This is a genomic window from Streptomyces sp. URMC 126, assembly GCF_051386555.1.
Taxonomy (GTDB): domain Bacteria; phylum Actinomycetota; class Actinomycetes; order Streptomycetales; family Streptomycetaceae; genus Streptomyces.
Genome location: NZ_JBPQTX010000067.1, coordinates 1 through 26,800 on the forward strand (window position 1 = coordinate 1; position 26,800 = coordinate 26,800).

The 26,800-nt window shown below is 75.7% G+C and carries 22 protein-coding genes; 9 read left to right on the plus strand and 13 right to left on the minus strand.

All coding sequences use genetic code 11. The features are described 5' to 3' along the window. Window positions 1–47: 47 nt before the first annotated feature. The 4 genes from ACSNOK_RS11145 to ACSNOK_RS11160 form a co-directional block, all read right to left on the minus strand. On the minus strand, window positions 48–818 hold the full coding sequence (locus ACSNOK_RS11145; protein WP_436780459.1) for a 2,3-dihydro-2,3-dihydroxybenzoate dehydrogenase: 771 nt from the start codon (window positions 816–818) through the stop codon (window positions 48–50). Then, window positions 815–2,062 carry a 3-deoxy-7-phosphoheptulonate synthase gene (locus tag ACSNOK_RS11150; RefSeq protein WP_436780460.1) on the minus strand — a complete coding sequence of 416 codons (1,248 nt, stop codon included), beginning with the start codon at window positions 2,060–2,062 and terminating at the stop codon, window positions 815–817. The genes ACSNOK_RS11145 and ACSNOK_RS11150 overlap by 4 nt, the downstream gene beginning before the upstream one ends. A gap of 219 nt (window positions 2,063–2,281) precedes the next feature. Beyond that, window positions 2,282–3,064, minus strand: a complete 783-nt coding sequence (locus ACSNOK_RS11155) for a VOC family protein (RefSeq protein WP_436780461.1) — start codon at window positions 3,062–3,064, stop codon at window positions 2,282–2,284. A 46-nt stretch (window positions 3,065–3,110) separates the two neighbouring features. Further along, window positions 3,111–3,779, minus strand: coding sequence for a flavodoxin family protein (locus tag ACSNOK_RS11160; RefSeq protein ID WP_436780462.1), 669 nt, complete (start codon window positions 3,777–3,779; stop codon window positions 3,111–3,113). Between the two features lie 261 nt (window positions 3,780–4,040). Here ACSNOK_RS11160 and ACSNOK_RS11165 point away from each other — a divergent pair, with 261 nt between their 5' ends. Further along, window positions 4,041–4,436, plus strand: a complete 396-nt coding sequence (locus tag ACSNOK_RS11165) for a YybH family protein (protein ID WP_436780463.1) — start codon at window positions 4,041–4,043, stop codon at window positions 4,434–4,436. Between the two features lie 31 nt (window positions 4,437–4,467). Here ACSNOK_RS11165 and ACSNOK_RS11170 read toward each other — a convergent pair whose 3' ends face one another. Beyond that, window positions 4,468–5,268 (minus strand): arylamine N-acetyltransferase family protein, encoded by an 801-nt coding sequence (locus ACSNOK_RS11170; RefSeq protein ID WP_436780464.1) that lies wholly within the window; start codon window positions 5,266–5,268, stop codon window positions 4,468–4,470. Next, window positions 5,258–6,391, minus strand: coding sequence for an amidohydrolase family protein (locus ACSNOK_RS11175; protein ID WP_436780465.1), 1,134 nt, complete (start codon window positions 6,389–6,391; stop codon window positions 5,258–5,260). Before ACSNOK_RS11175 ends, ACSNOK_RS11170 begins: the two co-directional genes overlap by 11 nt. 194 nt (window positions 6,392–6,585) lie before the next feature. Here ACSNOK_RS11175 and ACSNOK_RS11180 point away from each other — a divergent pair, with 194 nt between their 5' ends. The 3 genes from ACSNOK_RS11180 to ACSNOK_RS11190 are packed head-to-tail and all read left to right on the plus strand — an operon-like array spanning window position 6,586 to window position 10,092. Further along, window positions 6,586–7,146, plus strand: a complete 561-nt coding sequence (locus tag ACSNOK_RS11180) for an SRPBCC family protein (RefSeq protein ID WP_436780466.1) — start codon at window positions 6,586–6,588, stop codon at window positions 7,144–7,146. 40 nt (window positions 7,147–7,186) lie between these two features. Further along, window positions 7,187–8,773 carry a class I adenylate-forming enzyme family protein gene (locus ACSNOK_RS11185; RefSeq protein ID WP_436780467.1) on the plus strand — a complete coding sequence of 529 codons (1,587 nt, stop codon included), beginning with the start codon at window positions 7,187–7,189 and terminating at the stop codon, window positions 8,771–8,773. Next, window positions 8,770–10,092 carry an FAD-dependent monooxygenase gene (locus ACSNOK_RS11190; protein WP_436780468.1) on the plus strand — a complete coding sequence of 441 codons (1,323 nt, stop codon included), beginning with the start codon at window positions 8,770–8,772 and terminating at the stop codon, window positions 10,090–10,092. The genes ACSNOK_RS11185 and ACSNOK_RS11190 overlap by 4 nt, the downstream gene beginning before the upstream one ends. A gap of 73 nt (window positions 10,093–10,165) precedes the next feature. On the opposite strand, the gene ACSNOK_RS11195 is transcribed toward ACSNOK_RS11190, so the two are convergent. The 4 genes from ACSNOK_RS11195 to ACSNOK_RS11210 all read right to left on the minus strand — a co-directional run bounded on the left by ACSNOK_RS11195 (window position 10,166) and on the right by ACSNOK_RS11210 (window position 14,371). Further along, the gene (locus tag ACSNOK_RS11195; RefSeq protein WP_436780469.1) at window positions 10,166–10,894 is read right to left on the minus strand and encodes an NAD(P)-dependent oxidoreductase; all 729 of its coding nucleotides are present in this window, start codon (window positions 10,892–10,894) and stop codon (window positions 10,166–10,168) included. A 53-nt stretch (window positions 10,895–10,947) separates the two neighbouring features. Continuing rightward, on the minus strand, window positions 10,948–11,709 hold the full coding sequence (locus ACSNOK_RS11200) for a class I SAM-dependent methyltransferase (RefSeq protein ID WP_436780470.1): 762 nt from the start codon (window positions 11,707–11,709) through the stop codon (window positions 10,948–10,950). A 170-nt stretch (window positions 11,710–11,879) separates the two neighbouring features. Then, a complete protein-coding gene (locus ACSNOK_RS11205; RefSeq protein ID WP_436780471.1) occupies window positions 11,880–12,869 on the minus strand; it encodes an isopenicillin N synthase family dioxygenase in 990 nt (329 codons plus the stop codon). Window positions 12,870–12,898: 29 nt separating this feature from the next. After that, window positions 12,899–14,371: an MFS transporter gene (locus tag ACSNOK_RS11210; RefSeq protein ID WP_436780472.1), complete on the minus strand. Its 1,473-nt coding sequence runs from the start codon at window positions 14,369–14,371 to the stop codon at window positions 12,899–12,901. 304 nt (window positions 14,372–14,675) lie between these two features. Here ACSNOK_RS11210 and ACSNOK_RS11215 point away from each other — a divergent pair, with 304 nt between their 5' ends. The 3 genes from ACSNOK_RS11215 to ACSNOK_RS11225 all read left to right on the plus strand — a co-directional run bounded on the left by ACSNOK_RS11215 (window position 14,676) and on the right by ACSNOK_RS11225 (window position 18,625). Continuing rightward, a complete protein-coding gene (locus ACSNOK_RS11215; protein WP_436780473.1) occupies window positions 14,676–15,407 on the plus strand; it encodes a TetR/AcrR family transcriptional regulator in 732 nt (243 codons plus the stop codon). 794 nt (window positions 15,408–16,201) lie between these two features. Continuing rightward, window positions 16,202–16,831 carry a helix-turn-helix transcriptional regulator gene (locus tag ACSNOK_RS11220; protein ID WP_436780474.1) on the plus strand — a complete coding sequence of 210 codons (630 nt, stop codon included), beginning with the start codon at window positions 16,202–16,204 and terminating at the stop codon, window positions 16,829–16,831. 570 nt (window positions 16,832–17,401) lie between these two features. Then, window positions 17,402–18,625 carry an IS701 family transposase gene (locus ACSNOK_RS11225; protein WP_436780475.1) on the plus strand — a complete coding sequence of 408 codons (1,224 nt, stop codon included), beginning with the start codon at window positions 17,402–17,404 and terminating at the stop codon, window positions 18,623–18,625. Window positions 18,626–18,728: 103 nt separating this feature from the next. Here ACSNOK_RS11225 and ACSNOK_RS11230 read toward each other — a convergent pair whose 3' ends face one another. Further along, complete coding sequence (locus ACSNOK_RS11230) at window positions 18,729–18,971, minus strand: hypothetical protein (protein WP_436780476.1); 243 nt, start codon at window positions 18,969–18,971, stop codon at window positions 18,729–18,731. A 198-nt stretch (window positions 18,972–19,169) separates the two neighbouring features. Further along, the gene (locus tag ACSNOK_RS11235) at window positions 19,170–19,931 is read right to left on the minus strand and encodes a hypothetical protein (protein WP_436780477.1); all 762 of its coding nucleotides are present in this window, start codon (window positions 19,929–19,931) and stop codon (window positions 19,170–19,172) included. 647 nt (window positions 19,932–20,578) lie between these two features. Between ACSNOK_RS11235 and ACSNOK_RS11240 the strand changes: the two genes are divergently transcribed. Then, window positions 20,579–21,550 carry an aromatase/cyclase gene (locus ACSNOK_RS11240; protein ID WP_436780478.1) on the plus strand — a complete coding sequence of 324 codons (972 nt, stop codon included), beginning with the start codon at window positions 20,579–20,581 and terminating at the stop codon, window positions 21,548–21,550. A 10-nt stretch (window positions 21,551–21,560) separates the two neighbouring features. On the opposite strand, the gene ACSNOK_RS11245 is transcribed toward ACSNOK_RS11240, so the two are convergent. Beyond that, window positions 21,561–24,854, minus strand: coding sequence for an AfsR/SARP family transcriptional regulator (locus tag ACSNOK_RS11245; RefSeq protein WP_436780479.1), 3,294 nt, complete (start codon window positions 24,852–24,854; stop codon window positions 21,561–21,563). Between the two features lie 634 nt (window positions 24,855–25,488). On the opposite strand from ACSNOK_RS11245, the gene ACSNOK_RS11250 reads away from it, so the two are divergent. Then, window positions 25,489–26,562 (plus strand): glucose-1-phosphate thymidylyltransferase, encoded by a 1,074-nt coding sequence (locus ACSNOK_RS11250; protein ID WP_436780480.1) that lies wholly within the window; start codon window positions 25,489–25,491, stop codon window positions 26,560–26,562. The last annotated feature ends 238 nt before the right edge of the window (window positions 26,563–26,800 follow it).

Genomic DNA, 26,800 nt, shown 5'->3' on the forward strand with positions numbered 1-26,800 from the left:
TGTGTATAAGAGACAGGACGGGAGGGGCCGGGCATGGCGGGGTCCTCTCAGGCGCCGAGCGTGGCGCCGCCGTCGACGGTCAGCTCGTGCAGGGTGATGTGCCCGGCGTCCTCGGAGAGGAGGAACAGCACGGCGGCGGCCACGTCGTCGGGGCGGGCGAGCCGGCCCAGCGGGATGCCGACGCGGAAGTCCTCGGGGCTGCCGGCGAGGGTGCGGTCGCGGCCGGTCTCGTCCTGCCACATGGACCACAGCATCGGCGTCTCGGTGGAGCCGGGGGCGACCACGTTGCAGCGGATGCCGTACCGGGCGACCTCCAGGCCGAGCGACTTGGTGAACATGGCGGCGGCGGCCTTGGACGCGGCGTACCCGGCCATCCTGGCGCGCGGGGTGGCGGCGGCGTTGGAGGCGACGGTGACCAGGGCGCCGCGCCGCCGGGGGACCATGCGGGCGACGACGGCGCGCGAGACGTGGAAGACCCCGGTGGTGTTGACGGCGAACATCCGCGCCCAGTCGTCCGGGGTGGTCGCGGCCACTTCGCCGTAGTACAGCACGCCGGCCGCGTTGACGAGCCGGTCGACCGGCCCCAGGCGCTCCTCGGCGGCCGTCACCGCGGCCTCGACGGCGTCGGGGTCGGTGACATCGGCGGGGAACGGGGTCACCGGCAGTCCGGCGGCGTGCCAGGCGCCGGCCCGTTCGCGCAGCCGGGCGGGGTCGTGGTCGAGCGCGGCCACCGGGGTGCCCCGGCGGGCGAGGGCGTCGGCCACGGCCGAGCCGATGCCGCCGGCGGCGCCGGTGACCAGGGCGACGCTGTCCGTCATGAGGGCCGTCCTTCCGTCGTGGGGTACGGTGCCGCCGTTCCGGACGTGCGGGCCGGCGGGACGGGCCCGTCCGGTTCCGCCCAGGCGGTGAGGACCTGCAGGGCCTGGTCCGGTGTCAGCCGGGGGTCGCAGAAGCTGGTGGAGATCTCGCCTGCGCGGTCGGCCTCCCGGGCGTCGAGCACGCACTCGGTGACGTGGTCCGGGGTGGTTTCCAGGTGGACGCCGCCGGGGAAGGCGCCGGCCTCGGCCAGCACGGCCCGGAAGGCGCGGATCTCGCGCTGGAGGGTGCGGACGTAGCGGGTCTTGCGGCCGCGCGGGGTGACGACGGTGTTGCCGTGCATGGGGTCGGTGAGCCAGACGACCGGGTGGCCGGCCGAGCGGACCGCGCGGACCAGGGCGGGCAGCCGGTCGGCCACGAGCGCGGCGCCCATGCGGACGATCAGCGTCAGCCGGCCCGGCCGGCGTTCCGGGTCCAACGTCCGGCAGAGCGCCAGGAGTTCGCCGGTCCCGATGTCCGGGCCTATCTTGACCGCCACCGGGTTGACCACCTCGGCCAGCAGCCGTACGTGGGCGCCGTCCGCCTGGCGGGTGCGTTCGCCGATCCAGGGCCAGTGCGTCGAGGACAGCAGCAGCCCTCCGCCGTCGGTCCGGCGCAGCAGCGGCAGTTCATAGTCGAGCAGGAGCGCCTCGTGGCTGGTGTACACCGGCTGTTCGACGCGGGTGCGGCCGTCCTCGTCGGGGTGGCCGAGGTGGCTCATGATGTCGACGGCCGCCATGTAGGCGGTGACCAGGCGCAGGGGGTCGGGCCGACGCTCTTCGGGCAGCGGGGCCGGGCCGTTGACCATGTGCCCGCGGTACACGGGCAGGACGAGGCCGCCGACGTGTTCGGTGGGCCGGGAGCGCGGTTTGGCGAACTGCCCGGCGATACGGCCCACGCGCAGGACCGGGCGGCCCCCGGCGAGCTTCATCGACCCGGCGAGCAGGTCGAGGACGGCGGTCTTGCGGGCCACGTGGGCGGCGGTGCACTCGTCGGGGTCCTCGGCGCAGTCGCCCGCCTGGACCACTTCGGCCTCGCCGGCGGCGACGCGCGCCAGGTGGGCGTGGAGAGCCCGTACGCCGGCCTCGGTGACCAGCCCCGGCCGGCCGGCCAGGGTCTCGCGGACGCGCCGGACCTGGTCGGGGTCGTCCCACCGCGGCTGCTGGAGGGCGGTTTCCAGGGGCAGGGGCAGCGGGTCACCGGTCACCGCGGGCTCCGGCGGTCGGGCCGGCCGGGCCGTGGGCGGCGCGGCGGGTGGAGTGAAGGAAGCACCTCTCCAGCCTGGCCCCGCCGTGGGGGCGTACCCATGTGTGGCGGGGCCGGTTCGTCAGGTCGGCCGGAGTCTGTCACCTGCCGGGCCGCGGACGGCCCTCGGCGGTCCGGCGCGCCGAACAGGGCGCTTCCCAGGGCCGGTTGCGGTCCGCGGTCAGTCCCGGGCCGGGCCGGCCGCGCGGACACGGAAAGGGTTCCCCTCCGGGTCGGCGACCAGCGCGGTGCGTCCGCGCGGGGTGGCGAACGGCGGGGCGAGGACCGCCCCGCCCAGTGCGGTGACGCGGGCGAGGGCGGTGTCCAGGGCGGTGACGCCGAAGGTGACCGCCCAGTGGGCGGGCACCGGTTCGCGCGGCGCGTACTCGGGCGGGCCGACGCCGGCCGCGGGGCGGCCGTCGGGGTCGAGCAGGGTGTGGTGGACGCCGTCGCCGCCGGGGGCGGCGGGGCGGCCGAAGACCGCGGCGTGGAAGGCGGTGGCGGCGGCCGGGTCGGGGGTCACGCACTGGTGCCACACCGCCGCCCCGGGCACGCCGCTGACCCGTGCCCCGAAGTAGTCGCCCTCCTGCCAGATTCCGAAGGCCGCGCCGGTGGGGTCGGCGGCGACGGCGAACCTGCCGTGGGTGCCGATGTCCCGGACCGGCAGCGGCAGGGTGCCGCCGTGCGCGGTGACGCGCCGGGCCACGGCGTCGGCGTCGCGGGCGGCGAGGCAGACCAGCCAGCCGGCGGGGTTGCCCGGCGCGGCGGTGCGGCGGGGGCCGATGTCGGCGACCGGCCGGCCGTCGAGGGAGGCGGTGAGGTAGTGGTCGAACTCCTCGCCCTGGTCGTGGAGTTCCCAGCCGAACAGCCGCCGGTAGAACGCGGCGGTCCGGACGGGGTCGTCGACGCGGATCTCCACCCAGCACGGCGTTCCGTGCGGCCAGGGCGTGTCGCGCGGTGTCATGCCGGCTCCTCGGGGTCCCGCCCGCCGGGGCGGCGGGGGCGGTCGGTCAGATGTCGAGGCCGAAGGTGCGCAGGCGTTCGGGGTCGACCATGGTGATGCGCGGCTCGGGTTCCAGGCCGCGGCGCAGGGCGCCGGCGATCTGGAGGGTGCGCAGGGTCTGGTACTCGATGGCGCCGAGGTTGTCGTCGGTGACGTTGCGCGGTTCGTGGCGGGAGATGGTGCCGGTGCCGTAGGGGGCGCCGTTGCCAGGGCGGTGGAGGACGGCGGCGGCCGAGCCGTTGGGCACGATGACGGCGCCCCAGTGGCAGATCGCGTTGTGCAGGGCCAGGATGGCCGCCTGCTGCCCGGCGTGGGGCATGGAGCCGGAGGCGAAGGCGGAGACGGCCTTGTCCATCAGCCGGCCGGGGATGGCGACGGGCCCGGTGTGGTCGATGAAGTTCAGGATCTGCGGGGCGGGCAGACCGTAGTGGACCGGGGTGCCGATCATGATGGCGTCGGCCCACAGGAGGTCGTCGAGGGTGGCCTCGGGGATGTCGGCGGTGGCCTCGGCGAGCTCCTGGTAGGCCTGTTTGTCGAGGATCATCGGGTCGGGCAGTTCGGCGACCTTGCGGACGCGTACGTCGGCGCCCGCCGAGGCCGCGGTCTCCGCGGCCTTCTCGACGAGCTGGTAGGTGTTCCCGCTGCGGGAGTGGAAGAGGACGGTGAGGGTCGTCAAGAGGTTCGCTCCTCGTGGACCGGTGCCGCGACGGCGGTGTGGGGCCGCCCGGCGGACCCCGGTCGGAGCGGGCCGGCGGGCGGCGCGGAACCCATCGTGCCGCTCCGGCGGAGGGCGCGCCCACCGCCCGGCGGCCCGATCTGTCAGGTCGGCTCGGGCCGGCCGGCCCCTCCCCCGGGCCGGTGCCGGCCCGGGCGGAGCTGACAGACATCGCGGCCGGCGGCTGTCGGGGGCCGGCCGGGCACTGCTGTACTCGGGGCCATGTCCGCTCCCCGGAATGACGCCCGCCCGCCCCTCGCGGCGGCAGACCTGCCGCGCGTCTTCGCCGCGGCCTTCAACGCGCGCGACGCGGCGCTGGTCGACGCGCTCTTCGAGCCTGAGGCCCTGCACGTGCGCCGGCCCGGTGAGGCGGTGGCGGGAGCACGCCGCCGCGCCGCGCTGCCGGAGGTGGTACGGCGGCGGATCCCGATCAGCGTGACGCTGCGGCAGGTGTACGAGGTCGGCGACACCGCCCTGCTGATCAACGACTTCGTGCACGACGGGGTGGGACCGGACGGCGTCCGGGTCCGGGTCGAGGGCACGGCCACGGACGTGGCGCGGCGGGGACCGGACGGGCGCTGGCGGTACCTGATCTCCAACCCGTCCGGTACGGACTGAGACGGCCGCCCGCCGCGCGCGGCCCGTCGCCTCAGTCGAACGCCATGGGGGCCGTGGTGGTGGGGGCGGCCTTGACCGGGAGCCGGTCCAGCTTGATGCCGAACCACTTCTCGTACGTCTCCAGGAGCTCTTGAGGGTCGGTGATCCGCCGCTTCTCCCGCCGGTCCCCGTCGACCAGCGTGAACTGGTCCTCCTTGAGGGTGACCCGGCCGGTCTCGGTGGGCATCGAGCAGAACAGGTTCTGCAGGAACGGCGAGTCGGGCGCGGTGCGGTACCACCACAGCGTCGGCCCGAAGTCGGCGACGGTGCACGGCACGTCGTACACCCGGTACAGGGCGCTGCCGTCGAGGAGGACGTCGGTGCCGCCGTCGTCGGCCCGGCGGACGCGGAAGCGGCCGTGCGGGTCGGTCTGTTCGGCGTCGGTCTCCAGGGACAGCGGGAACCGGCTGTTGCGGCCGAATCCCACGTCCACGAGGACGTCGTGCCCCTCGGCTCGCACCTTGAGGGCCAAGTGACAGAGGGGCGGGGTCAGTTCACCCCTGATCCAGACGCGTCCCGGCATGATGGAGGCCTGGTAGCCGAGGCTCCCCAGCAGCAGGGCCAGGGCGGGGTTGACCTCGTAGCAGCCGCCGCCGCGGCGCCGGCCGACGACCTTGTCGAGGACGCGTTCGTCCATGTGGACGTCCTCGCCGAGGTGGTAGCCGAGGTTCTCGAACGGCACCGAGAGCAGGTGGCGTTCCTGTAGGCGGCGCAGTCCTTCCAGGGTGGCGCCGGCCGGGCGGGGGGCGGAGATGCGGTCCAGGTACGCGGTCACCGTGGTGTCATCGAGCACGCTGACGGTCCCCTTTCTGGTCTGCGGTCCGGTCGTCGGGACGGTCGTCGAGACGGTCACCGGGGCGGCCGCCGGGCCGGTCGTGGGGCCGGTCGCCGGCCGCGTGCGCCGAGCGACCGCCCGTCGCCTCGTCGCCCGTCCCGGTCAGGCGCGGGAAGAGGCGGGCGGCGTTGCCGTGCTGGAGGAGCGCGAGACCGTCGGCGCCGAGGCCGCCGTCCTCCACGATGTACCGGCCGTTGTCCTCGCCGTACGAGGCGGGCATGAACGGGAAGTCCGTGCCGACCAGCATCCGGTCGGGGCGCGCGAAGGCGCGTACCGCCGGGAAGGCGTGCCGGTCGCCGACCATGGCGGTGTCGACGTAGAGCCCCTGGAGGAGGCCGATCGGGTCGGCGGGCAGCCGCGGCCCGAGACCGGCGCTGACGAGCGGGCCGAGGGTGAGCCGGGTGGCGTAGTAGGCGAGGCCGCCCCCGCCGTGGGACAGGATGATCCGCAGGCCCGGGTGGCGTTCCAGGGTGCGGTGGTAGAGGAGCTGGGCGCACAGCCGGACGGTCTCGAAGGGGAACTCGCAGAGGGAGAGCGGCAGTCCGAAGTCGGGCTGTCCGGTGGCCGGGGGCGCGGTCGGGTGGACGAACAGGGGCGTGCCGCGCCGGGCGGCCTCGGCGTGGAAGGCGTCCAGGCGGGGGTCGCCGACGTAGGTGCCCGCGTAGTGGGTGACGAGGGAGATCCCGTCGAGTCGCAACTCGTCGAGTGCGTAGGCGAGTTCGGCGAGGGCGGCGTCGACGTCCGGCAGCGGCAGGACGGCGAAGGCGCCGAACCGGCCGGGGTGGTCGGCGACGAGGCCGGCGAGGTGTTCGTTGACCCGGCGGGCGAGCCGGGCGCCGGTGGCGGGATCGACGGCGGGGACGCCGGGCCAGACGTTGAGGACGGCGGCGCGCACGCCCTGCCGGTCCATGGTCTCCAGGGCGGTGTCGGCGGTCCAGGCCGGGGCGTCGACGCCGGGCAGCGTCATGGAGTACCCGAGGCCCGCCAGTTCCCGGGCGTACCAGGCGGGGAGGGTGTGGTGGTGGACGTCGACGGCGCCGGACCACGGTGTTCCGGCGGTGCCTGTCGCGCTCGTCCTCATGGAGGATCCTTCGCTTCCGACGGCTCGGCACGTCGAGGCGACCCTACGGTCCGCCGTTCCGGGCCGTCGACGGCGGCCGGCGCGAGTCTGTCACCTCCCGCACCGCTCCCGGGGCGGTGTGCCCGGCGGACACCTGACGAATCCCCGGGGCGGCGCGTTGCCCCGGGCGGGCGGGTGCCCCGAGGCTGTCGGGTATGACGGCAGGGAACCGTACGACCGCGGGCGCAGCGACCGGGCCCCTCTTCGAGATCAGTACCGACGTCCTCGTCGCGGTGCCACCGGAGGCCGTGTACGCGGCGGTCAGTGATCTCCCGGGCTGCCACCGCTGGAGCGAGGAGTGCGTCGGCGGGGAGTGGGAGGGCGGGCCCGCCGGCGCGGTGGGGACGGTGTTCGTCGGCCGCAACCGGCGCCCGGCGGACGTGGTGGCCTGGGCGCCGGTGGTGCGCGGGGAATGGACGACGCGGGCCGAGGTCGTCGTCGCCGAGCCGGGCCGCCGGTTCGCGTGGGCGATGCTGGACGGCGCCGGCCGGGTGCAGGACAGCGTCTGGGGCTACGCCCTCGCCCCCGCCCCGGGCGGCGCCACGCGGCTCACCCATCACTTCCGTATGGGGGCGCCCACGGAGGGGATCCGCGGGATCACCGCCGGCATGGACGAGGCGGAGCGGAGCCGGTTCTTCGCCGAGTGGGGGGCCAAGCTGGAGCGGGACATGGCCGCGACGGCGGCGCGGCTGAAGAGGGCTCTCGAACCCCGCTGACCGGCACGTCCGCGCACATCACCGGAAGCGAGGCTGACACATGCTGCTGCAGCGCGTAGGGAACCGGGGCATCCGGCTGGGTTCGCTGTTCGAGCGGGCCGCCGCCCGGTACCCGTCGAACGTCCTGCTCCTCGACCACGATCTGGACATCGCCCCGGAGCGGGGGCGGACGATGACCCTGCCGGACGTCGCCGACCTGGTGGACGACTTCGCGGCCCGGCTCTGGCGGGCGGGGGTGCGGCCGGACGGCCATGTGGTGATCCACAAGAGCGACGCCTTCGACATCACCCTGCTGGCCGTCGCCGTGGCCCGGATCGGCGGAGTCCCCGTCCTGCTCTCGCCGCACCTCGACGGCGCGACGGTGACGGCACTGCTGCGCCGGGTCGAGCGCCCGGTGCTGCTGACGGACGCCGCCACGCTGACCGGCTCGCTGCCGGACGCCGTGTTCTCGCTGGCCTCGCGGGTCCTGCTGGCCGCGGGCCGGGACGCCCGCGCCGTGTCGCTGGCCGCGCTGGCGGACGCGCCGCGGGTGCCGGAGGTGCCGGTGCCCCCGGACCGTCCCGCCCTGGTCACCCATACCTCGGGCACCACCGGGCTGCCCAAGCTGGCCGTCCACACCGGGTACAGCCTGCAGGCCCGTTACCGGCCGCAGGCGATGGCCACGGCGCTGATGCGGCGGCGGGAGCCGGTGGCGATCCACGTCTCGTTCGTCCACTCGCGGCTGGTCACCGCCCTGGCCCTGGCGCTGCTGCGCGGCTTCCCGGTGGCCGTGCTGGCGGACGCCGACCCGGAGCGGGTGGCGCGCCTGTTCGCCCGGCTGCGGCCGGCCGTCCTGGAGGCGCATCCCAACACGTACCTGAGCTGGGAGCGGCTGGCCGGCGACCCCCGGGCGCCGCTGGCCAACGTCAAGCTGTTCAGCAGCACCTTCGACGCCCTGCACCCGCGCACGATACGGACGTTGACGGCGGCGTCCGGCCGGCGGTTCCCGCGCTTCGGCCAGATCTACGGGCAGAGCGAGGTCGGCCCGACCGTCGCCCGCGCCTACGGCCGGCACCGCTCGCCGGACGCGGACGGGCGCTGTGTGGGGGTGCCCTTCCCGGGGATGACCGGGGTGCGGGTGGTGAGCCGGGACGGGCGGCGGCCCACGTCCGCCTCCCCGGGCTGGATCGAGGTGAGCAGTGACGGGCGGATCCGTACGTACCTGGGCGAGCCGGAACGGTTCACGCGGCAGAGCGCCGACGGGTGGTGGCGCATGGGCGACCTGGGCTACCGCACCCGTTGGGGCTGTCTGCACCTGACGGACCGCGAGGTGGACGAGATACCGGGGTTCGGCAGCACGCTGACGGTGGAGGACCGGCTGCTGTCCCGGCTGCCGGAGCTGGCCGAGGTGGTGATCCTGCCCACGGCGGCGGGGCCGCCGCTGCCGGTGGTGTGCACGCGCGGGGACCGGCCGCTGGACGAGGCGGCCTGGCGGGCGGCGGTGGCCGGGCTGCCGCCGATGGCCGATCCGGTGCGCTGGTCGGAGGCGGACCTGCCCAGGACGGCCACCACCAAGGTCAAACGACTGGAGCTGGCCGCCCGGCTGGCCGGGGAAGACGGCCCGGCTCGGGACGGGGGCCCGGCGTGACGGCCGACGTGGTGGTCGCGGGCGGCGGCATCGGCGGGCTGGCCGCCGCGCTGGCCGTGGCCCGCCGGGGCCATCGCGTGGTGGTCTGCGAGCGGGAGGCCGAGTTCACGGAGCTCGGCGCGGGCGTCCAGCTGGCTCCCAACGGGCTGCGCGCCCTGGCCCGGCTGGGCCTGGCCGAGGCCGTCGCCCGGCTGGCCGTGCCCGTCCCGGAGCTGCGGTTCATGGACGGTGTCACCGGCGAGCACGTGGTGAGCATGCCGCTGGACGAGCGCTACCGGGCCCGGTTCGGCGCCCCCTACGTGGTGGCGCACCGCGGCGAGCTGCACCGGGCGCTGCTCGCGGCCTGCCGTGCCGAGCGCCGGGTGGAGCTGCGGGCCTCGCACCCGGTCGTCGGGTACGAGCACACCGGCGACCGGGTGCGGGTGCTCCTCCAGGGCGACCGGAGCCTGACGGCGGACGCCCTGGTGGGCGCCGACGGCCTGCGCTCCGCCGTGCGGGAGCGGATGCTCGGCGACGGCCGCCCGCGCAACGCGGGCATCACGGTCTACCGGACGGCCGTCCCCATGGAGCGGGTGCCGGCCGCGCTGCGGCAACGGGCGGTGACGTGGTGGGCCGGGCCCGGCCGGCATTTCGTGCACTACCCGATCGCCGGCGGCCGGTACCTCAACCTGGCGCCCAGCGCGGAGAACGCGCCGCCCGAGCCGTTCTCCGGACGGCCCGTCGCCTCCGCGACGGTGCTGGCGGAGTTCGCCGCGCTGTGCGAGCCGGCCCGGCGCCTGCTGGAGCTGGGCACCGGCTGGCAGGCCTGGGTGCTGGTGGACCGGGAGCCGGTACGGCGGTGGACCGACGGGCGGGTGGCCCTGCTCGGCGACGCGGCGCACCCGATGCTGCACTACGCGGCGCAGGGCGCCTGCCTGGCCCTGGAGGACGCGGTGGCCCTCGGCACGGCGCTGGACCGGCCCGCCGGCGCGTTCGCGGCGGGGCTGGCCGGCTACGCCGCGGCCCGCCGCGACCGTACGGCGCGGGTGCACCGGCTGGCGCGGGACAGCATCGCCCTGTGGCACGCGGCGGGGCCGGCGGCCACGGCCCGCAACGCCGCCCTGGCCCGCATGTCGGCGTCGGACCTGTACGACTACGTGTCCTGGCTGCACGGCCCGCGCGAGGCGGCACCGGAGGCACCGGAAGCACCGGAAGCGGGGACCGACGAGGGGACGTACACCCTGGGCGGCTTCCTCCCGTCCGCGCCGGACGCCGCCGGGCGGGCTCCTGACGGCCCGTCCGGCACGTACACCCTGGCCGGGTACCTCGAACCGCTCTGAGCGGCCGGACGCCGGGCGGGCCGCCACACACCGTGGTGTGGCGGCCCGCCCGGCGTGCGGGAGTTCCCGGCGGTCACCCGCTCTTCCACGAGCCGACGCGCATGACCTCCTTCAGCAGCACGTCCCGGAAGGTCGGCACGCCCTCGGTGGTGAAGACGCCGATGACCGTGCGCAGATAGGCGTCCTCGGCGCACAGCCGCAGCAGGGCGTGGGCGAGGTCGACGCGCGAGGTGTAGAGGCCGGGCGCCTCGGGGGCGGCGAAGTGGTAGTCGGTGCGGGTGTCGGTGTCGTAGAGCGCCGACGGCCGCACGAGGGTCCAGTCGAGGTCGGTGGCGCGGACGACGCGCTCCATGCGGATCATGTCGGTGTAGAGCTGCCGGCCGAGGGTGCGCAGGAACGGGTAGACGATCCTGCGGTAGGTGAAGCGCTCCTTGGGGGGCCGCTCCCCCGAGCCGGCCGGCGCGCGGACGGCGAGCAGCCGGGAGGAGCAGCAGACGAGGCGTTTGACGCCGTGGGCGGCCATGGCGTCGGTGATGTGGGTGATACCCCGGGAGAGGACGGTGACGGGCTCCCGCCCGTAGGGGACGCCGAGGATGGTGACGACCGCGTCGTGTCCGGCGACCGCCGCGTCGACGGCGTCCCGGTCGTGGACGTCCACGCCGCGCACGGTCAGCCCCGGGCCGGCCAGGGGGAACGCGTCGGGCCGCCGTACGGTGGCGGTGACCGTGTGGCCTTCGGCGAGGGCCTGCCGGGTGAGGTGGCGGCCCGTGGTGCTGTTGGCGCCGAATACAGCGATCTTCATGGCCTCTCCGTCTCCAGGGGTCGGCGGCCCGGGCCGCGGGCGCGGTGCGCCGGTCAGGGCCGCTCGGCGGTGTACAGGGCGAACGGCGGGTTCTCGACGAAGTCGGTCCAGTAGCCCTTGGGGTTCTCGCCGTCCACGTGTCCGGGCGCGAGGTTCGGGCGCCGCCGGATGTCGACGAGACCGGCCTTGGCCATGGCCGTTTCGGTGATGCCGGCGGGCCAGAAGAACCCGTCGAAGGAGACGGGCGGGTCGACGTCCATCCCGATGGTGATCACCTGGAGGTCGCCGTGCTTCTCCTTGGGGGTGATCGAGAGCCCGTAGCGCGGGTAGGCGGTCATCCGCTCCAGGTCGATGTCGGGGTTGGAGCAGAGGGCGGCCATCGTGCCGCCGGGGGCGAGGTTGCGCGCGCACCGGGTGACCATCTCCTCGTACTCCCCGGCGTCCTTGGCGTGTACGAACGCCCAGATGGGGGCGACGACGTCGAACTCGCCCAGGACGGGCAGCTCGGCGGCGTCGAAGACGTCGTAGGTGATGCCCAGCGGCTCCTCGGCCTCGATCTCGCGGGCGCAGTCGACCATGCTCCGCTCGATGTCGACCCCGACCACGCGCTCGGCGCCCAGGCGCTTGAAGAGGCGGGAGTAGTAGCCGGTGCCGCAGGCGACGTCGAGGACGGACTTCCCGGTGAGGTCGGGGAGGGCCGCGCACAGCGTCTCGCGTTCGGCGAAGGCGTAGGGGAGGTTCTTCACCCGGTCGTAGCGGCTGCTCACGGACTGGTACTGCGCGCTGATCCGGTCGTGGTGCGCCGATTTCCGCATCGTCCCTCGTCCTCCTGCCGGTGCGTACGGTGGGTCCGTCGGTGTGCGGCGCGGTCCTGGCGCGGGCCGCGGGCCGCGGGCGTCTCGGGGGCGGCGGCGCCCCCGGTCGACGGTAGTGGCGGCCGGCGGGGGGCGGCCACGGCGTGCCGGCGGCATCTGTCAACTCCTGGTCAGCCGGCGGTCGCGAAGAGTTTCCGGAGCTTGCGGGACATCCACGGGCCGGCCGTCACGCGCTCCGGCGGCGCGCCTCCGGGGTCCGGGGCGAGGTGCGGCGGGGACTGGACGACGGCGTCGTGGTTGGGGAGGTAGAAGAAGGGGACGGACAGGCGGGACGAGGTGTCCCCCGGCGGCGGGTTGACCACCCGGTGCATGGTCGAGACCCAGCGCCCGCCGGTCCACAGGGCCATCAGGTCGCCGAGGTTGACGACGAAGCTCCCGGGGACGGCGGCGACGTCCCGCCAGCGGCCGTCCCCGTCGAGCACCTGCAAACCGCCGCGGTCGTCCTGCTGGTGGAGGACGGTCAGCGCGCCGAAGTCCGTGTGCGGGCCGCGCCGCAGCTGGCCCGGCAGGGGGTGGGGCGGCGGAGGGTAGTAGTGGTTGGCGGCGAGCGAGGAGCCGTCGTGGTCGAACTTGTCGGCGAAGAACTCCTCGTCCAGGCCCAGGGCGAGGGCGGACAGCCGCATCAGGTCGGCGGCCAGGTCGCGGACGGCGGCCAGGTAGGCGAGCCACACGTCCCGGAAGTCCGCCGGGCGTTCGGGCCAGACGTTGGCCAGCGTCCAGGTGGCCCACCGGTCGCCGAGCCGGGCGCGTTCGGCGGTGTCCAGGTCGCCCGTGACGTGAACGGCGAACGCCTCGCACAGGTCGGGCGGCGACGGGCGGTCGATGCTGTGGGCGGTGGTGCCGCCGAGGCGGCGGTAGCCCGAGACGCCGGGCCGGTGGGCGACCTTGTCCTTCTCGGTGTCCGGGAGTTCGAAGAAGGCCCGGGTGACGGCGTGCATGCGCCGGATCAGGTCCCGGGGGACGTCGTGGCCGACGACGACGTAGAACCCGGACTCCTCGCAGGCCCGGCCGATCGCCGCCGCGACGGCGGCGCGGCCGTGCGGGGTGTGCCGGTCCGAGAGGTCGATGACGGGGACGAACCCGCCCGGGGCGTGTTCCATGGCCGTGACTCCCTTCTCGGGACGGATGATCAGGAGACCGGTTCCGCGGCGCGGGCTCCGCTGCCGGCCGCTCCGCGCCGGGAGAGCGCGCCGGCGGCGAGGGCGCCGCAGACGAGGACGGCGAAGGCGACCCAGAGGGCCACGGTGTAGCCGTGCACGGTGCCGGCGTCGACGGCGTCGGCACCGCGGCCGTGCCGGTCGAGGTAGCCGGCGGTGACGCTGGTGGCGACCGAGTTGAGCAGGGCGGTGCCGAGGGCGGCACCCAGTTGCTGGACGGCGTTGTAGGCGGCGGAGGCGACACCTGCGTCGGCCGGGGCCATGCCGGAGGTCACCAGGTTGGTGGCGGTGGCCAGAAGGCAGCCGAGCCCCAGCCCGGTGAGGATCTGGGCGGGCAGCAGATAGCCGAGGAAGACGTGGGAGCTGGTGGCGGTGAGCTGGGTGAGGACGACCATCCCGGCGGCGGCCGCCAGCAGACTGCCGACGATCAGGACGTGCGGGGCGGTGCGCCGGTGCAGGTATCCCGCGATCCCCATCGAGCCGACGATCCCGCCGACGGCGTTGACCAGCAGGACCATGCCCGCCTTGACGGCGGAGTAGCCGAGGATCGTCTGGGTGTAGTAGCTGACGAACAGGAAGAAGCCGAACATCGCGACGAACATGAGGAAGACCGACGAGAACGCCGTGCCGCGGGCGCGGTGCAGCAGCACGCGGAGCGGCAGCAGGGGGTGCGGCGCCCTCGCCTCGACGACGGCGAAGAGGGCGAGGAGCAGGACGCCCCCGATCAGCAGCACGAGGACCACCGGGTCGGTCCAGCCCCGGGGTTCGGCCTGGGCGAAGGCGTAGACGAGGGCGACCAGGCCGACGGCGCTGAGCAGCGCGCCGGGCACGTCGGGGCGCGGCAGTCCGCGCTCGGGCCGGTCGCGGAGCAGGAACGGGGTGCCGGCCAGGGCGAGAACGGCCATGGGGACGTTGATGTAGAGGCACCAGCGCCAGTCGGCGTACTGGGTGAGCAGGCCCCCGGCGACCACGCCGAGGGCGGCCCCGCCGGCGCCGACGCCGGCGAACACCCCGAAGGCCCGGCCGCGTTCGCGGGCGTCGGTGAAGGTCAGGGCGAGCAGCGAGAGCGCCGCCGGGGCGAGGAGGGTGGCGCACAGGCCCTGGAGGGCGCGGGCCGCGAAGAGGGTGCCGGCGTTGCCGGCGGCGCCGCCGAGGGCGGAGGCCGCGGCGAACCCCACCAGGCCGATCAGGAAGGCGCGGCGGCGGCCGAGCGCGCCGCAGACCCGGCCGCCGACGAGCAGCAGGCCGCCGAAGGCGAGGGCGTACGCCGTGATCACCCAGTGCCGGTCGGTATCGGACATGCCCAGGTCGTGCTGGGCGGAGGGCAGGGCGATGTTCACGATCGTCGCGTCGAGCACGACCATCAGCTGGGCGAGACTCACCACGGGCAGGGCCCACCAGCGCCTGGGGTCGGCCAGGGGTGCCGGGGCTTCGGACAGAACCATGCGTCACCGTCACTCGTACATCGGTCCAGTTACTGGAACAATGGTCTGGACGGCGGGGAGCGTACTACACCGCCGATCGTCCGGACAAGGTCGAAATCCCGGGCGCGACAAGGAAGTTGGCGGTCGGCGCGACGGCGGACCGGAGGGCCGTCGGGGGCCTCCCACCCTGGTCGCGCCGGGTGCGAGGGCGCTCAGGGCCGGGCCCGGGTCCGTCCGCGAAGGCGAGCCGGCGGCCCCGGCCGGAACCCGCGCGCCCGGGTGATACGTTGTGCGCGTTTTCCGGGGTGATCACGTACATGGGGAGGTGAAGGTCATCGCCGACAGCGAGCACGCGCCGGGGGGCCGGGCCCACCGCGGCGTGGGAAGCGTCTGGTTGCGGCCCGCACGGGCCGGCCGGAGCGGGGACGCGCCGCTCACGCGGGAGCGGATCGTCGGGGCGGCCGTCGCACTGCTGGACGAGGAGGGACTCGACCGGCTGACGATGCGGCGGCTGGCCGAACGGCTCGGGGCGGGGGCGACCACGCTCTACTGGCACGTGACGACCAAGGACGACGTCGTCGACCTGGCCGTCGACGCCATCTTCGGGGAGACGCCCGTTCCGGACCGGCACACCAACCGGCCCCGGGACGACATCGCGCGGCTGCTGCACGACTGGCGGCGGGCCGTGCTGCGCCACCCGTGGTCGGCCGAACTGCCGTCGCGCCGACGGCCGCTGCTGGGGCCGAACTTCCTGACCTGGATGGAGTTCCTGCAGTCGGCGCTGCTCCGCGCCGGGCTGGCCGAGGACCGGCTGAACGCCGCGACGTGGGCGCTGTACAACCACGTGATGGGCGCCACGGCCGCCCAGTCCAGCCTGCGGCTCTCCCCCGAGGAGGCCCGGGCCGGACAGGACTACCTCGACGGCCGGCGCGAGCGGTACCCGACCGTCGCGGCCCACCGGTACATCACCGACGACGACTGGGACGGCAACTTCGCCGTGGGCCTGGAGTACCTGCTCGACGGCATGGGCGCGCGGAAGGGGAAGGCGCCGGCCTGACGGCCGTCCGCCCGCCCCGGCGGAAACGCCCCGCGATCGCGCGGCGGCTTTTCCGCCGGGGCGCCGCCGGGGCGGGAAACCCGGGTGTCCCGGGAAACAGGGAAAGAGCCTTGCCCCGAGGCCCGATATATTCGGCATTCGGCGTTCATCCGGCCCGATTCCCCGACAAGGGGCGGGGGTTCGGGCACTTCGGTATTTCCGGCGCCGGGCGACGGAGGGCGCGCGTCCGGGGCGGTCGCCGACTGACGGCCTTATCCGCCCGGTTACTCCGGGCGGCGGCCGGGGGGGGACGGCATCGGCGCCTGACCGGCGCACCGGTCTTGCGCGAGGAGTCGTGTCCGCGACGTCCGGTCCATTGCGTCCGGAATCGCCGCTCGGGGAACGGCACGCGCGGCCGTGACGGCCACTTGCCTTCAACTGCCATCCAGTGACAGCATATTGCACCCTTGGCGCTGGTTTTCGGCATGCGCCGAACGGAATGCGGTTCCCGGGGTGGACCGGCGCCGCGCTTCCGGGAGCCGGGTGCCGGGCGGGCGCCCGTCGTCACCGACGAAGGAACCGGCATGCGCAGCGGATCGGCTCGTCGCACCACTCCCCCGCCGGGACGGCGCCGGGCGATCGGCCGCCTCCCCGGTCCCGCGGCCAACCGGCGGGCCCGTCAGGGCGTCCTTCCGCCGGGGGCGGCGGCGCCGGCCGCCGGCACGGCACGCGTGCGGTGAGACGCGCGGGCCGGCCCGGTCTCCGCCCGCCGGACAAGAGACGAATGGTGCTCGATGGTGCACGCGGGGGAACTCATGGGGAATCAAGGCACGGCCGTGGTCGGCGCGGACGGAGCGGTGATCGTCGCCCACCGCTCCCTGCGGCGGCTGCTGGAGGGGTACGGCGGAAGGACGACGGACACCTCGCTCCGCTGGCAGTACGCGGACGACGTCGGCGCGGCCGTCCGGGGCCGTGAGGGGGTGTTCGCGGCGCTGCCCGCCTTCACCCCGCAGCACGCCGCGGTGCTGGCCCGGGTCTCCGCGGCGGATCCGGTCGCGGGGATCGTCGGGGTGGTCGCGGACGCGGTGGGGACGCAGACCCACCTGGCGATCCAGAGCGGCGCCAACTGGGTGCTCAACCTCCTGGTGCAGCCCTCCGAGTCGTTCCGGGTCCTGCGCGGGCTGCTGCTCCAGCACGCCGCGGCCGTCGGCGTCCCGGGCGCCGCCCGGCCCGCGCCGGGCGCGGAGGCGCCGGTGGGCGCGCTGTCCGAGGAGGACCGGGCGCTGGTGCGCATGCTCCGCGAACGCGTCCCGGTCGGCGAGATGGCACGGCGCTTTTACTGCTCCGAGCGGTCGATGTACCGCCGGATACGGCGGGTGTACGAGGTGCTGGGCGTCGCCAACCGCCAGGAGCTGCGCACCCGGTTGCAGTACGGGGTCTCCTGAGCGGGTACGGGCGGGCCCGGCGTGCCGGGTACGCGCCGCGACCGGGCGGCGGCCGGCGCGGTGTCGCGTTCCCGCCGGTCCCGCCCCTCTCCCCGGTCTCCCCGGTCTCCCCGCTCTTCGCGGGCGCCCGTCTGCGGCCATGTACGCATCATGCCCGGGCGGGCGACGGGCGGGTTCCCGCGTGCGCGGAATTGGCAGGCGCTTTCCCGGTGCGCGCCCGGTGGCAGCCGTTCCTGCCACCTTTCCGCCGCCGTTCCCGTGACGCGGGACTTTCCCTTGTCAGGACCGGCCCCGCCACCCACCATGAATTCCGTCCGCGGGTGCCGGACCGTCGTGACCGGCCGATTTCCCGGGGAGCGGCGGGCGTCGAGCGCCGGCCGGCCCCGCCGGTTTCCCGCCGCGGCCGGTTCCTTCCCGCTTCCGCCGTGCGAGTCCGGCCGGCCCGGAACGCGCGGGAGGAATCCGGGAATGCACGCGGAGATCTTTTCCACGACGGCACGGCCCAGGCACAGCCGCCCGTCGCCGGTCCCCCGGGAGGCGGACCGCGCGGCCCGACAGGGAGGATCGTCGATGACGCTCGTGACCGGTGAGCCGTACTGGACGGATTTACGGAACACCACCCCGAACGACCCTTTTCCGGACGCCGCCAGGAAAGTCGCCCTCGACCGCCTCCTGGCCGAACTGTCCGCCGTGGTCTTCGCCTCGCTGCCCCGGGCGGACCAGCGCCGCAAAGGGGTGATGTACCTGCGGGGGCTGCTGGGGGCGCCGGGGAGGAAGTCGGTGCGGAACATCGCGGCGTTCCTCGGGGAGCAGGTCAACGACCAGGGGCTGCACCATTTCGTCAACGACTCCACATGGGCCTGGGAGCCGATGCGCGAGGCCCTGGGCCGTTACCTTGCGCGGCACACGGCGCCGCAGGCGTGCGTGGTGCAGCCGATGACGATACCGAAGTCCGGCACCCACTCCGTCGGGGTGGGCCGGACGTACTCGTGGGAGAGCGGCAAGGCCGTCACCGCGCAGCAGGCGGTGGGGGTGTGGGCGGCGTCCCCGGCCGCGGCCGTGCCCGTGCACTGGCGGCTGCACCTGCCGCCCCGCCGGCCGGGAGAGGCCGCGGAGCGGCCGGGGGCGCCGCGCGGGGAAGAGGCGGTCCGGGAGACGCCCGAGCACTCGGTGGTACGGGCGTACCTGGACACCGTCGCGCGCCACCGGCTGCCCCACGGGCCGGTGGTGCTCAACGGCGAGCGGCTCGACGGCGTCGCGGTGGCGGCGCAGCTGCGCGCCGCGGGGGCGGCGCAGCTGTCGCGGATCCGCCAGGACACCTGGCTGCTGCCGGCCGACCCGGCGCTGCCCGGCTGGGCGGACACTCCGTTACCGGCCCGCCGGATCGCCCGGCTGACGCGGATCGGGCGGCACGGCGTGACGCTGATGACCACGGGTACGGCGGACGTGGCCGAGCTCGTGGCCACCGTGCGGGTGCGGCTGCCCGCGCTGCCCGACGCGTCCGGACGGGCGCGCGGCATCGGGGACTTCGTCCTCTTCTGCGCGGGGCCCGCCTGCGCCCAGTGGCCGGCCGAGCTGTGGCTCACCGACCTGACCACCGCCGATCCGGGCGTGCTGCTGCGGCTGGCGTGTCTGGGGCGCCGGGTGGGGACCGTGGGGATGCGCCGCGCCGAGCAGGTGGGGATCCGCGACTTCGTCGGCCGGTCGTTCGCGGGCTGGCACCGGCACGCCACCCTCGCCTCGGTCGCGCACGCCGTCACCGAACTGGCCGAGCGCGCCGTGCCGGACGCCTGACACCACGCGGTCCGCGCCGTGGCCCGTACCGCCACGCGCCCTCCCGCTCGGGCAAGCGGGAGGGCGCGTGCCGAGGCGGTGTCAGCTCGGTGTGGGCGTGCTGTCAGCGCTTCGGGGGCTTGACCCATCCCTTCTTCACGAGCTCGTCGCAGTGCCACTTGGCGTACGACGCGCTCTCCCCGTGCTTCTTCGCCGCGTTGATGCAGTCGGTGTAGGGGAAGGGGGGCTGGTCGGCGCGTACGGCGTGGACGGCCGGTCCGGCCGGCACGCTCGCCGTCCGGGCCTGGGCCGCGGCCGGCAGGGACAGGGCTCCGATCACGACGACCGCGGCCGACACGACACTCATCCGGAACACAGGCATTCCTCCGCTCTCCGTCTTCCTCGATAGGGGGGCGATCCGTCACCGCTCAACGAGTCGCGCCGGGCGGGGAAACGCTTCGCCCGGCCGTTCCGTTCGAAGAGGGACCGCCATTCGGCGGGTCGCCCGGACGAGGGATCGGGACAGGGATCGGGAGAGGGCCGGGGAGAGAGGCGCCCCGGGCCGCTACCCGGCCAGGGCCTGGCCGGCCACGCGGTCCCGCATGGTGGCGAGGACGTCGTCGCGGTCGTACAGGACCCGCCGTCCCTCCTTGCGGCGGCCCCAGCCGTGGGTGCTGGCCAGCCAGTAGACGGTGCCGGAGGCGAGGCGCCAGCGGACGGATATCTCCTGGGCGGTGAAGCCCGCGCCCGCGCCGGGGCGGGTGCCGCGGCGCGGCCCCAGGGTGTGCCACGCCTCCGGCGACCAGGTGTGGGCGGTGTCGGCGGAGCAGACGATGGCGGCCTCGCCGGCGGCCGTCCGGCCGCCCAGGCGGGCGGCCAGCCGGCCGGAGCATCCCGGCCGGACGCAGGGGCCGATGACGACGTGCCGGTCGCGGTGGCCGGACAGCGCGGACCAGGCGGCCCGGATCAGCTCGCCGGTCTCGGCGGTGAGGTCGGCGGCGGCCGGGTGCGCCGCCAGCCAGTCGGCGTGCCGGGCGAGGAAGGCGGTCAGCGCGGCGGTGTCACGGGCCGGGACCCCGACGCCGCGCTGCTCGCGGACCAGGGCCGCCCACCCGGTCAGGACCGACCGGATGTCCGCCCTGGCGTCCAGCACCCGGGTGTCGAGCGGGATGCCGGGCGAGCCGCGCTCGCTGACCTTTTCCACGATTCTGCGGGGACGGGTGAGGGCGTCGGCCAGCTCGTCGTAGAGCCACCGCAGGACGGCCAGGTCCTTGAGCAGGCGGCGACGGGCGGGAGTGGTGTCGGCGGGGGCTGAGGCGTGCGGCATCCGGGGCTCCATGGCTGTGGGGTGGGAGGGGTCGAACGACCGGGCTCCGAGCCTGCCGGAGCCGGATACCGGGCGGGTACCGGTCCGTTCCCGTCCCGTTCCCGCCGTTCCCGGGACGGTCGCGGAGGCCGTTTCCGGGGGCGACCCCGGCCCGGGGGCCGACCGCCGCAGCCTCCCGTTCCCGCCCGTTCCCGCCCGTTCCCTTCCGCTCCCGTCCGTTGACGTCCGTTCTTGTGCGCTCTCCCGTGGTCCCGTCGGAGGGCGGCCTCCCGGAGGCGCCGCTTCCGCGCAAGGCGGTCTTGACACCGGGCTCTTGGAGCCAAGACGATGCCCACCACACTGGTGCCCCTGCACCCTGCGCCCCGGCCGGGAGACGGTCCGGCGCCTTCCGTCCGCCGCGGCGGGCCCTGCCGCGAGCCGCGTGACGGCTGCGGTCTCCGCCACGCGTCCGCCGGCCCCCGAGGCCGCGGCCGTGTCCCGCCGGCCGCCGACGGACCGCTCCACCGCCCCAACGGCACCACTCACATACCCGCCCGCGCCCGCGGCGGCGCCCGCGCGCCGGCCGCGTCCCGGTCCTGCCCCGAGCCGCCGGCCGCGCGGACGGGACCGGCCGCCGGCCGCCCATGGACTCGAAGGAGACGACAACGATGGCAGGAGAGGACCGGCGCGGAGCCGAGCACACCATGACCGTGCGGGCCCCCGCCGACCGGGTCTACGGGCTGGTGGCCGCGGCGGAGGACTGGCCGCGGGTCTTCCCGCCGCTGGTGCACGTCGACTGTCTCGAACGCACCGGCCGCCGGGACGTGATCCGGGTGTGGGCGGTCGGCGACGGCGAGCCGGGCGGCTGCGTCTCGCGCCGCGTACTGGCGCCGGAGCGGCGGTGCATCGGGTTCCGGCAGGAGGTACCGGCTCCGCCGGTGGCGTTCCTCGGCGGCCGGTGGGAGTTCGAGCCGGTCTCGGCCCGCGAGTGCCGGGTGCGGCTGCGGCACGAGTACCGGGCCGTCGACGACGATCCGCGGCAGCTGGCCCGGATCGGCCGGACGGTCGTGCGGCGCGCCAGGGCCGAGCTGGAGGCGCTGCGCCGCAGCGCCGAACTGGAGGGACTGGGCGATGAGTTGCTGCTGTCCTTCGAGGACAGTGTCCGCATCGCCGGATCGGCCGACGACGTCTACGCGTTCGTCCGCGAGGCGCGGTCGTGGTCGGAGCGGCTGCCGTCGGCCGGCGGGGCGGGGGCGGTGCTGGTGGCCGGGGCACGGGGGCGGACGCCGTGCGGCTGGGGGCGGGCGGACGCCGACGGCCGGGACGCCGAGCGGAATGAGACGGTCCGGGTGTGTTTCCCGCCGCGGCGCATCGTCTACAAGCGGACCCGGCTGCCCGAACTGCTGAGCCTCCAGATGGGCAGCTGGGTGTTCACACCGTGCGGGGGGACGGTGACGGCCACCGCCCGGCACACCGTCGCGGTCGATCCGGCGGCCGTCGACGCGGTGCTCGGCGCGGGCGCCGGCGTGGCGCGGGCCAAGGACCTCGTCCGGAGTGCGCTGGGGGCGGACAGCAGGCTGACGTTGCGGTACGCCAAGGAGTACGCGGAGGCGCGCTGTCTCCGCCGGGCGACGGCATAGGGGCGGGTGGTCAGTTGGGGTGGGCGGTGGGCGTGAGGGGGTCGGTGGCGTGGGCCGGGTCGGGCCGGTTCCCGCACCGGGACGGGCGGGATTTGGCGATGCCGTCCAGGGCCAGGACGAGTTCGCTGCGCAGCCCGGTGTACCGGGCCAGGCGGCGGGCCTGCTGGTGGTGGCGCCGGGCCAGGTCGAGGTCGCCGCGGGGGCGGTGCACCGCGCCCAGGACGTTGTGCACGGTGGCGGCGAGGCCCGGGCGGCGCACGGTGCGCAGCAGTCCCAGGGCCGCGTGCCCGGCCCGCAGGGCCTCGGCGTGCCGGCCCTGCCGGTGGTAGACGTCGGCGTAGCGGGCGAGGACGACCGCCTGGCCGTGCGGGGTGACGATGCGACGGGCCAGCGCGGACGCCTCGGCCAGCCGGCGCAGTGCCGTGTCGAAGGCGCCGGCGGCGGCGTGCGAGGCGGCCTCGCCGGTCAGGCCCGTGATCTCGCCGTGGACGTCGCCGGCCGTCCTGCTGCCGAGTGTGATCAGGCGGCTGGTCTGCAGCGCTTCGGCGTGCCGGCCCAGGGCGCTCTGCGCGGTGCCGAGGCAGGCGAGGGCGGTGCCCTCCTCGCCGTCGGCTCCCGTGCCGCTGAGCAGTGCCAGGGAGCGGTGCAGGAAGTCGATGGCCTCCTCGTACCGGCCGAGGGTCGTGTAGAACATGCTGATCCGGCTGAGGCACAGGGCGGTGCCGGGCCCGTCGTCCAGTTCGCGGGCGAGGGCCAGGGCCTGACGGGCGCTCTCCAGGCCCTCCGCGACGCGGCCGAGGTGCCAGCACGAGGTGGCGAGGGCGGTCAGGGCCGTCAGCCGCCGCTCGTGGTCGCCCAGGCGGCGGGCGGCGTCCGCGGCGGTGCCGAGCACCCGGCGCTCGTCCTCGGTGTGGCCGCGCAGCCGGAGGCAGGGCGCCAGGGCGAGGGACAGCCGGAGGGCGTGGTGGTCGAAGCCGTGCTCGTCGGCGTGGGCCAGGGCGGCCAGGAGGCCCGGGCGCTCGGCCTGGAACCAGGCCAGGGCGGCGGGTTCGTCGGCGGGCGGCCCGTCGGCCGGAGCCCCGTCCCGCCGTCGGTGTGGGGCGTCGTCCTCCGCCGGTACGCCGGTGTCGCCTTCGGTGCCGTACGGGATCGGCGAGCCGGGCGCGGCCGTCGCCTCGGGGGCCGGGTGCGGGGTGGGGGCGTCGATCAGCTCGGCGGCCCGGGTCGCGGTGCGCAGGTAGTGGTCGAGGAGCCGGCGCACCGCCCGGTGGGCGGTCGCGGGCGGGGGCGCGGCGGGGTGGTGGCGGGCGAGGAGGCGCACCAGTTCGTGGAAGGCGTAGCGGCCGGGGGTGTGCTGGGTGAGCAGGTGGGCGTCGAGGAGGTCCTCCAGCAGCGCCTCGGCGGCGGGCAGCGGCGTGCCGGTGAGGACGGCCGCGGTCCGGGCGTCGAAGTCGGGCCCGGGGTGGAGGCCGAGGAGGTGGAAGAAGCGCTGGTGGGGCAGGGGCAGGGCGGTGCGGGACAGGTCGAGGGCGGTGGCCACGGCGCGGTGTTCGGCCACCAGTCCGGCGAGGCGGGTGGATTCGCCGCGCAGCCGGTCGTTGAGGGCGGCGATCGTCCACTGGGGGCGGTTGCGCAGCCGGCCGGCGGCGACGCGGAGGGCCAGCGGGAGGCGTCCGCACAGGGCCACCAGGTCGGCCGCCGCCTCGGGTTCGGCGCGCAGCCGGTCGCGGCCGAGGACGGCGCCCAGCAGGCCCAGGGCGTCGCCCGGCGGGGGCGGCGGCAGGCTGAGGTGGGCCGCGCCGTCCAGCGCGGACAGCCGGGGCCGGCTGGTGACGAGCACCAGGCTGCCGGGGGTGCCGGGGATGAGGGGCCGGACCTGTTCCGAGGCGGCGGCGTTGTCGATCAGCAGCAGCAGGCGGCGGCCGGCGCTGAGCGCCCGCCACAGCTGTTCCCGGTCGGTGCGGCCGGCGGGCAGCCGCCGGTCGGGCACGCCGATCGCCCGCAGCAGGACGCCCAGGGCGGTGTGGGCGGTCAGCGGGGCGCGGTCGGCGGTGAAGCCGTGCAGGTCGAGGAAGATCTGTCCGTCGGGGTAGTGGGGGGCGAGGCGGTGGGCGGCGTGGACGGCCAGGGCGGTCTTGCCGATGCCGGGCATGCCGTCGACCGCGAGGACCGGGGTCGGCCGGTCCGGATCCCGGGTGGCGTGGGAGAGCAGCCAGCGCGTCTCCCCTTCCCGGCCGGTGAAGTCCGGGAGGTCGTGCGGCAGCGAGCGCGGCGGGACGGGCGCGGGGTACGCGGCCGGGGGCGGTACGGCGGCCGGGCCGGCGCTTCCGGCGTACGGGCCGGTGCCGGCCGCGTCGTCACCGTCGTCGAAGGGCCCCTCGGGACCGAGGGGTTGGCGGGGTACCCCGGGCAGGGCGGGGGCCGCGACGGCCCCGGTCGCGCGGTGCGGCGCGGGGCGGACGCCGCCCGGCCGCGCGTCGTCCGCCGCCCGCTCGTGGGACGCGGCGGGGCCGGGCGCGTCGGTCCGCCGGGGCCGGGCCGTGCCGTCGTGCAGGGCGGGCTCGCTGCGGAGGATCTGCTCGTAGCGCAGGGTGGCCTCGGGCCCGGGGTCGATACCGAGCTGCTCGGCGAGCAGCCGGCGCAGGTGGTGGTAGACGCGCAGGGCGTCGGCCTGCCGGCCGGTCCGGCACAGGGCCACCATCAGCAGGGCGGCCAGCGACTCGCGCAGCGGGTGCTCGGCGACCAGGGAGCGCAGTCCGGCGACCGCCTCCTCGGCGCGCCCCTGTTCCAGGCGCAGCTCCAGCAGCCGTTCGCGCGCGCCGAGTTGGCGGTCCTCCAGCATCGTCGCCGCGGCGGCCAGGAGCGGGCTGCGGCCCTCGGGCAGCGCCCGGCCCCGGTAGAGGGCGAGGGCCTCCTCCAGGGCGGCCGCCTCCTCGTCGGTGTCCGCCGCCGCGCGGGCCCGGGCGAGGGCCTTCTCGAAGCGCAGCAGGTCCAGCCGGCCGTCCTCGACCACCATGCGGTAACCCGGGCCGTCGGTGACCAGCAGGCGCCGGCCGCCCGGGATCCGGGCCCGGAGCTCCGCCACGATCTTGCGTACCTGGTGTCCGGCCGTCGCGGGAGGGGCGTCCTCCCAGACGGCGTCCACGAGCCGCGATAAGGACACGACCCGGTTGGCCTCCAGCAGCAGCGCCGTCAGCACGGCACGCGCGCGCGGACCACCCACCCGTAGGCGGTCGTCACCGTTCCATACCTCAAGTGTGCCCAGTACGCCGAACCGGACAGCACTCCCCCGTGAGGCCATCATGGCTGATCACTGTACGGGATGAACGTCGCGGTCAGGAGAGAATTTCGGACAGACAATCGACCGTGACACGCCATCACCAGGAGGTTCCCACCGGCGCCGTGGGCACCTTCCGCGGCGGACGGACGAGGACAGCGGCGGCGGGGCGACCGGCAACGCCGGGATGCCGGGGGCACGTTCCTTGACAGCCCCACCACGCGCCAAGAATACTTTCTCATCATCGGTTCTTTGCGCCCTGCGGCAGGTACGCCACGGCGAGGGCGTGACGCGGACGACCTCCGGGCCCGCGAGCCGATTCCTCCCGGCCTCACCCGGACCGGTCCCGCCCGGCGCGTACGGCGCCCGGCCCGTCCGGGCGGCCGTCCCTGACGCGCCGTCGGCGCGGGTCCCCCGGTCGCCGCCCGCCCTTTCCCGGCGGCGCGAACGGCCGGGCCCGACTCACGTGCGGACGGGCGCTCGCGGCCTTCCGGCCGGGGAGCCGGGCCGGGGAGAAGGCGGCGTGCGGCGAGGGGACGCGGCGGAGGAAGGGCCACGCCGTCTCCCGTCGCCGTTCCGCCGTCCCGTTCCACCACGTCCTTTCGGCGATCCACTGGCGGTTCCCGTCCGCGCGGCGGGAACGGTTGCGAGGAGAGGCTCTATGAAGGCACTGGTGCTCTCGGGCGGGTCGGGAACCCGTCTGCGGCCGTTCAGTCACTCGATGCCCAAGCAGCTCATGCCCATCGCGAACAAGCCCGTGCTCGAGTACGTACTGGAGAACATCCGCGCGACCGGCGTGCACGAGGTCGGGATCGTCACCGGCGACCGGGGGGACCAGATCGCCACCGCCCTCCAGGACGGCTCCCGGCTGGGGATGCGGATCACCTACCTGCCCCAGGACGCCCCCAGAGGACTGGCGCACGCGGTGGTCACCGCCCGGGCGTTCCTCGCCGAGGACGACTTCGTCATGTACCTCGGCGACAACATGCTGCCCGCCGGGATCACCGACGCCGCCGCCGGGTTCCGGGCGGGCCGCCCGGCCGCCCAGGTCCTGGTGCACAAGGTGTCCGACCCGCGGGCCTTCGGCGTCGCGGAGACCGCGCCGGACGGGCGGGTGCTGCGGCTGGTGGAGAAGCCGCGGGAGCCGCGCAGCGATCTGGCGCTGATCGGCGTGTACTTCTTCACCCCGGCCGTCCACGACGCGATCGCCGCCATCGGGCCCAGCGCGCGGGGGGAGCTGGAGATCACCGACGCCATCCAGGAGTTGGTCACCCGTGGCGCGCCGGTGCGCGCCGTCGAGTACGACGGCTACTGGAAGGACACCGGGGAGGTCGCGGACGTCCTGGACTGCAACCGCGCCGTCCTCGAAGCGCTGCGGCCCGTGTGCCACCCGGGGGTGTTCGTGGACGCGGCGAGCGAGCTGGCCGGCCCGGTCGTGCTCGGGCCCGGGGTCCGGCTGGTGCGCTCCCGGGTCCAGGGCCCGGCCGTCATCGGCGCCGGCACCGTGCTGGAGGACAGTCACGTCACGCCGTACACCTCCATCGGCGGCGGCTGCGCCCTGCGCCGCACCCACCTGGGGAACAGCATCGTGCTGGACGGCGCGACGGTCACCGGGATGCGCGGGATCGAGGGTTCCGTGATCGGCCGGGGGGCCACCGTCCGCGCCGCGGACCGCGGCGGCCGGCACCACCGGCTGGTCATCGGCGACCACGCGGGGGTGGAGGTCGCGGCGTGACGCCGGGTCACCGGGGCGGCCGGGATCGCGGCGCGGGGGAGGCGCCGACGAACCGTCCGACCGGGCCGACGGTCTTGGCGGACTCCGGCGTCCTCCGGCGGACGGCTCCGGTCCGTTCGGCGGCACTGAACCTCCGGGGCCCGGTCCCTCGTCCCGGATGCCGAACGCCCTTCCACGGCGTCGGCGCGGCGGCCCGCCGCCCGGTCCCGCGCCGCGGCGGCCCCAAGGGCACCAACGA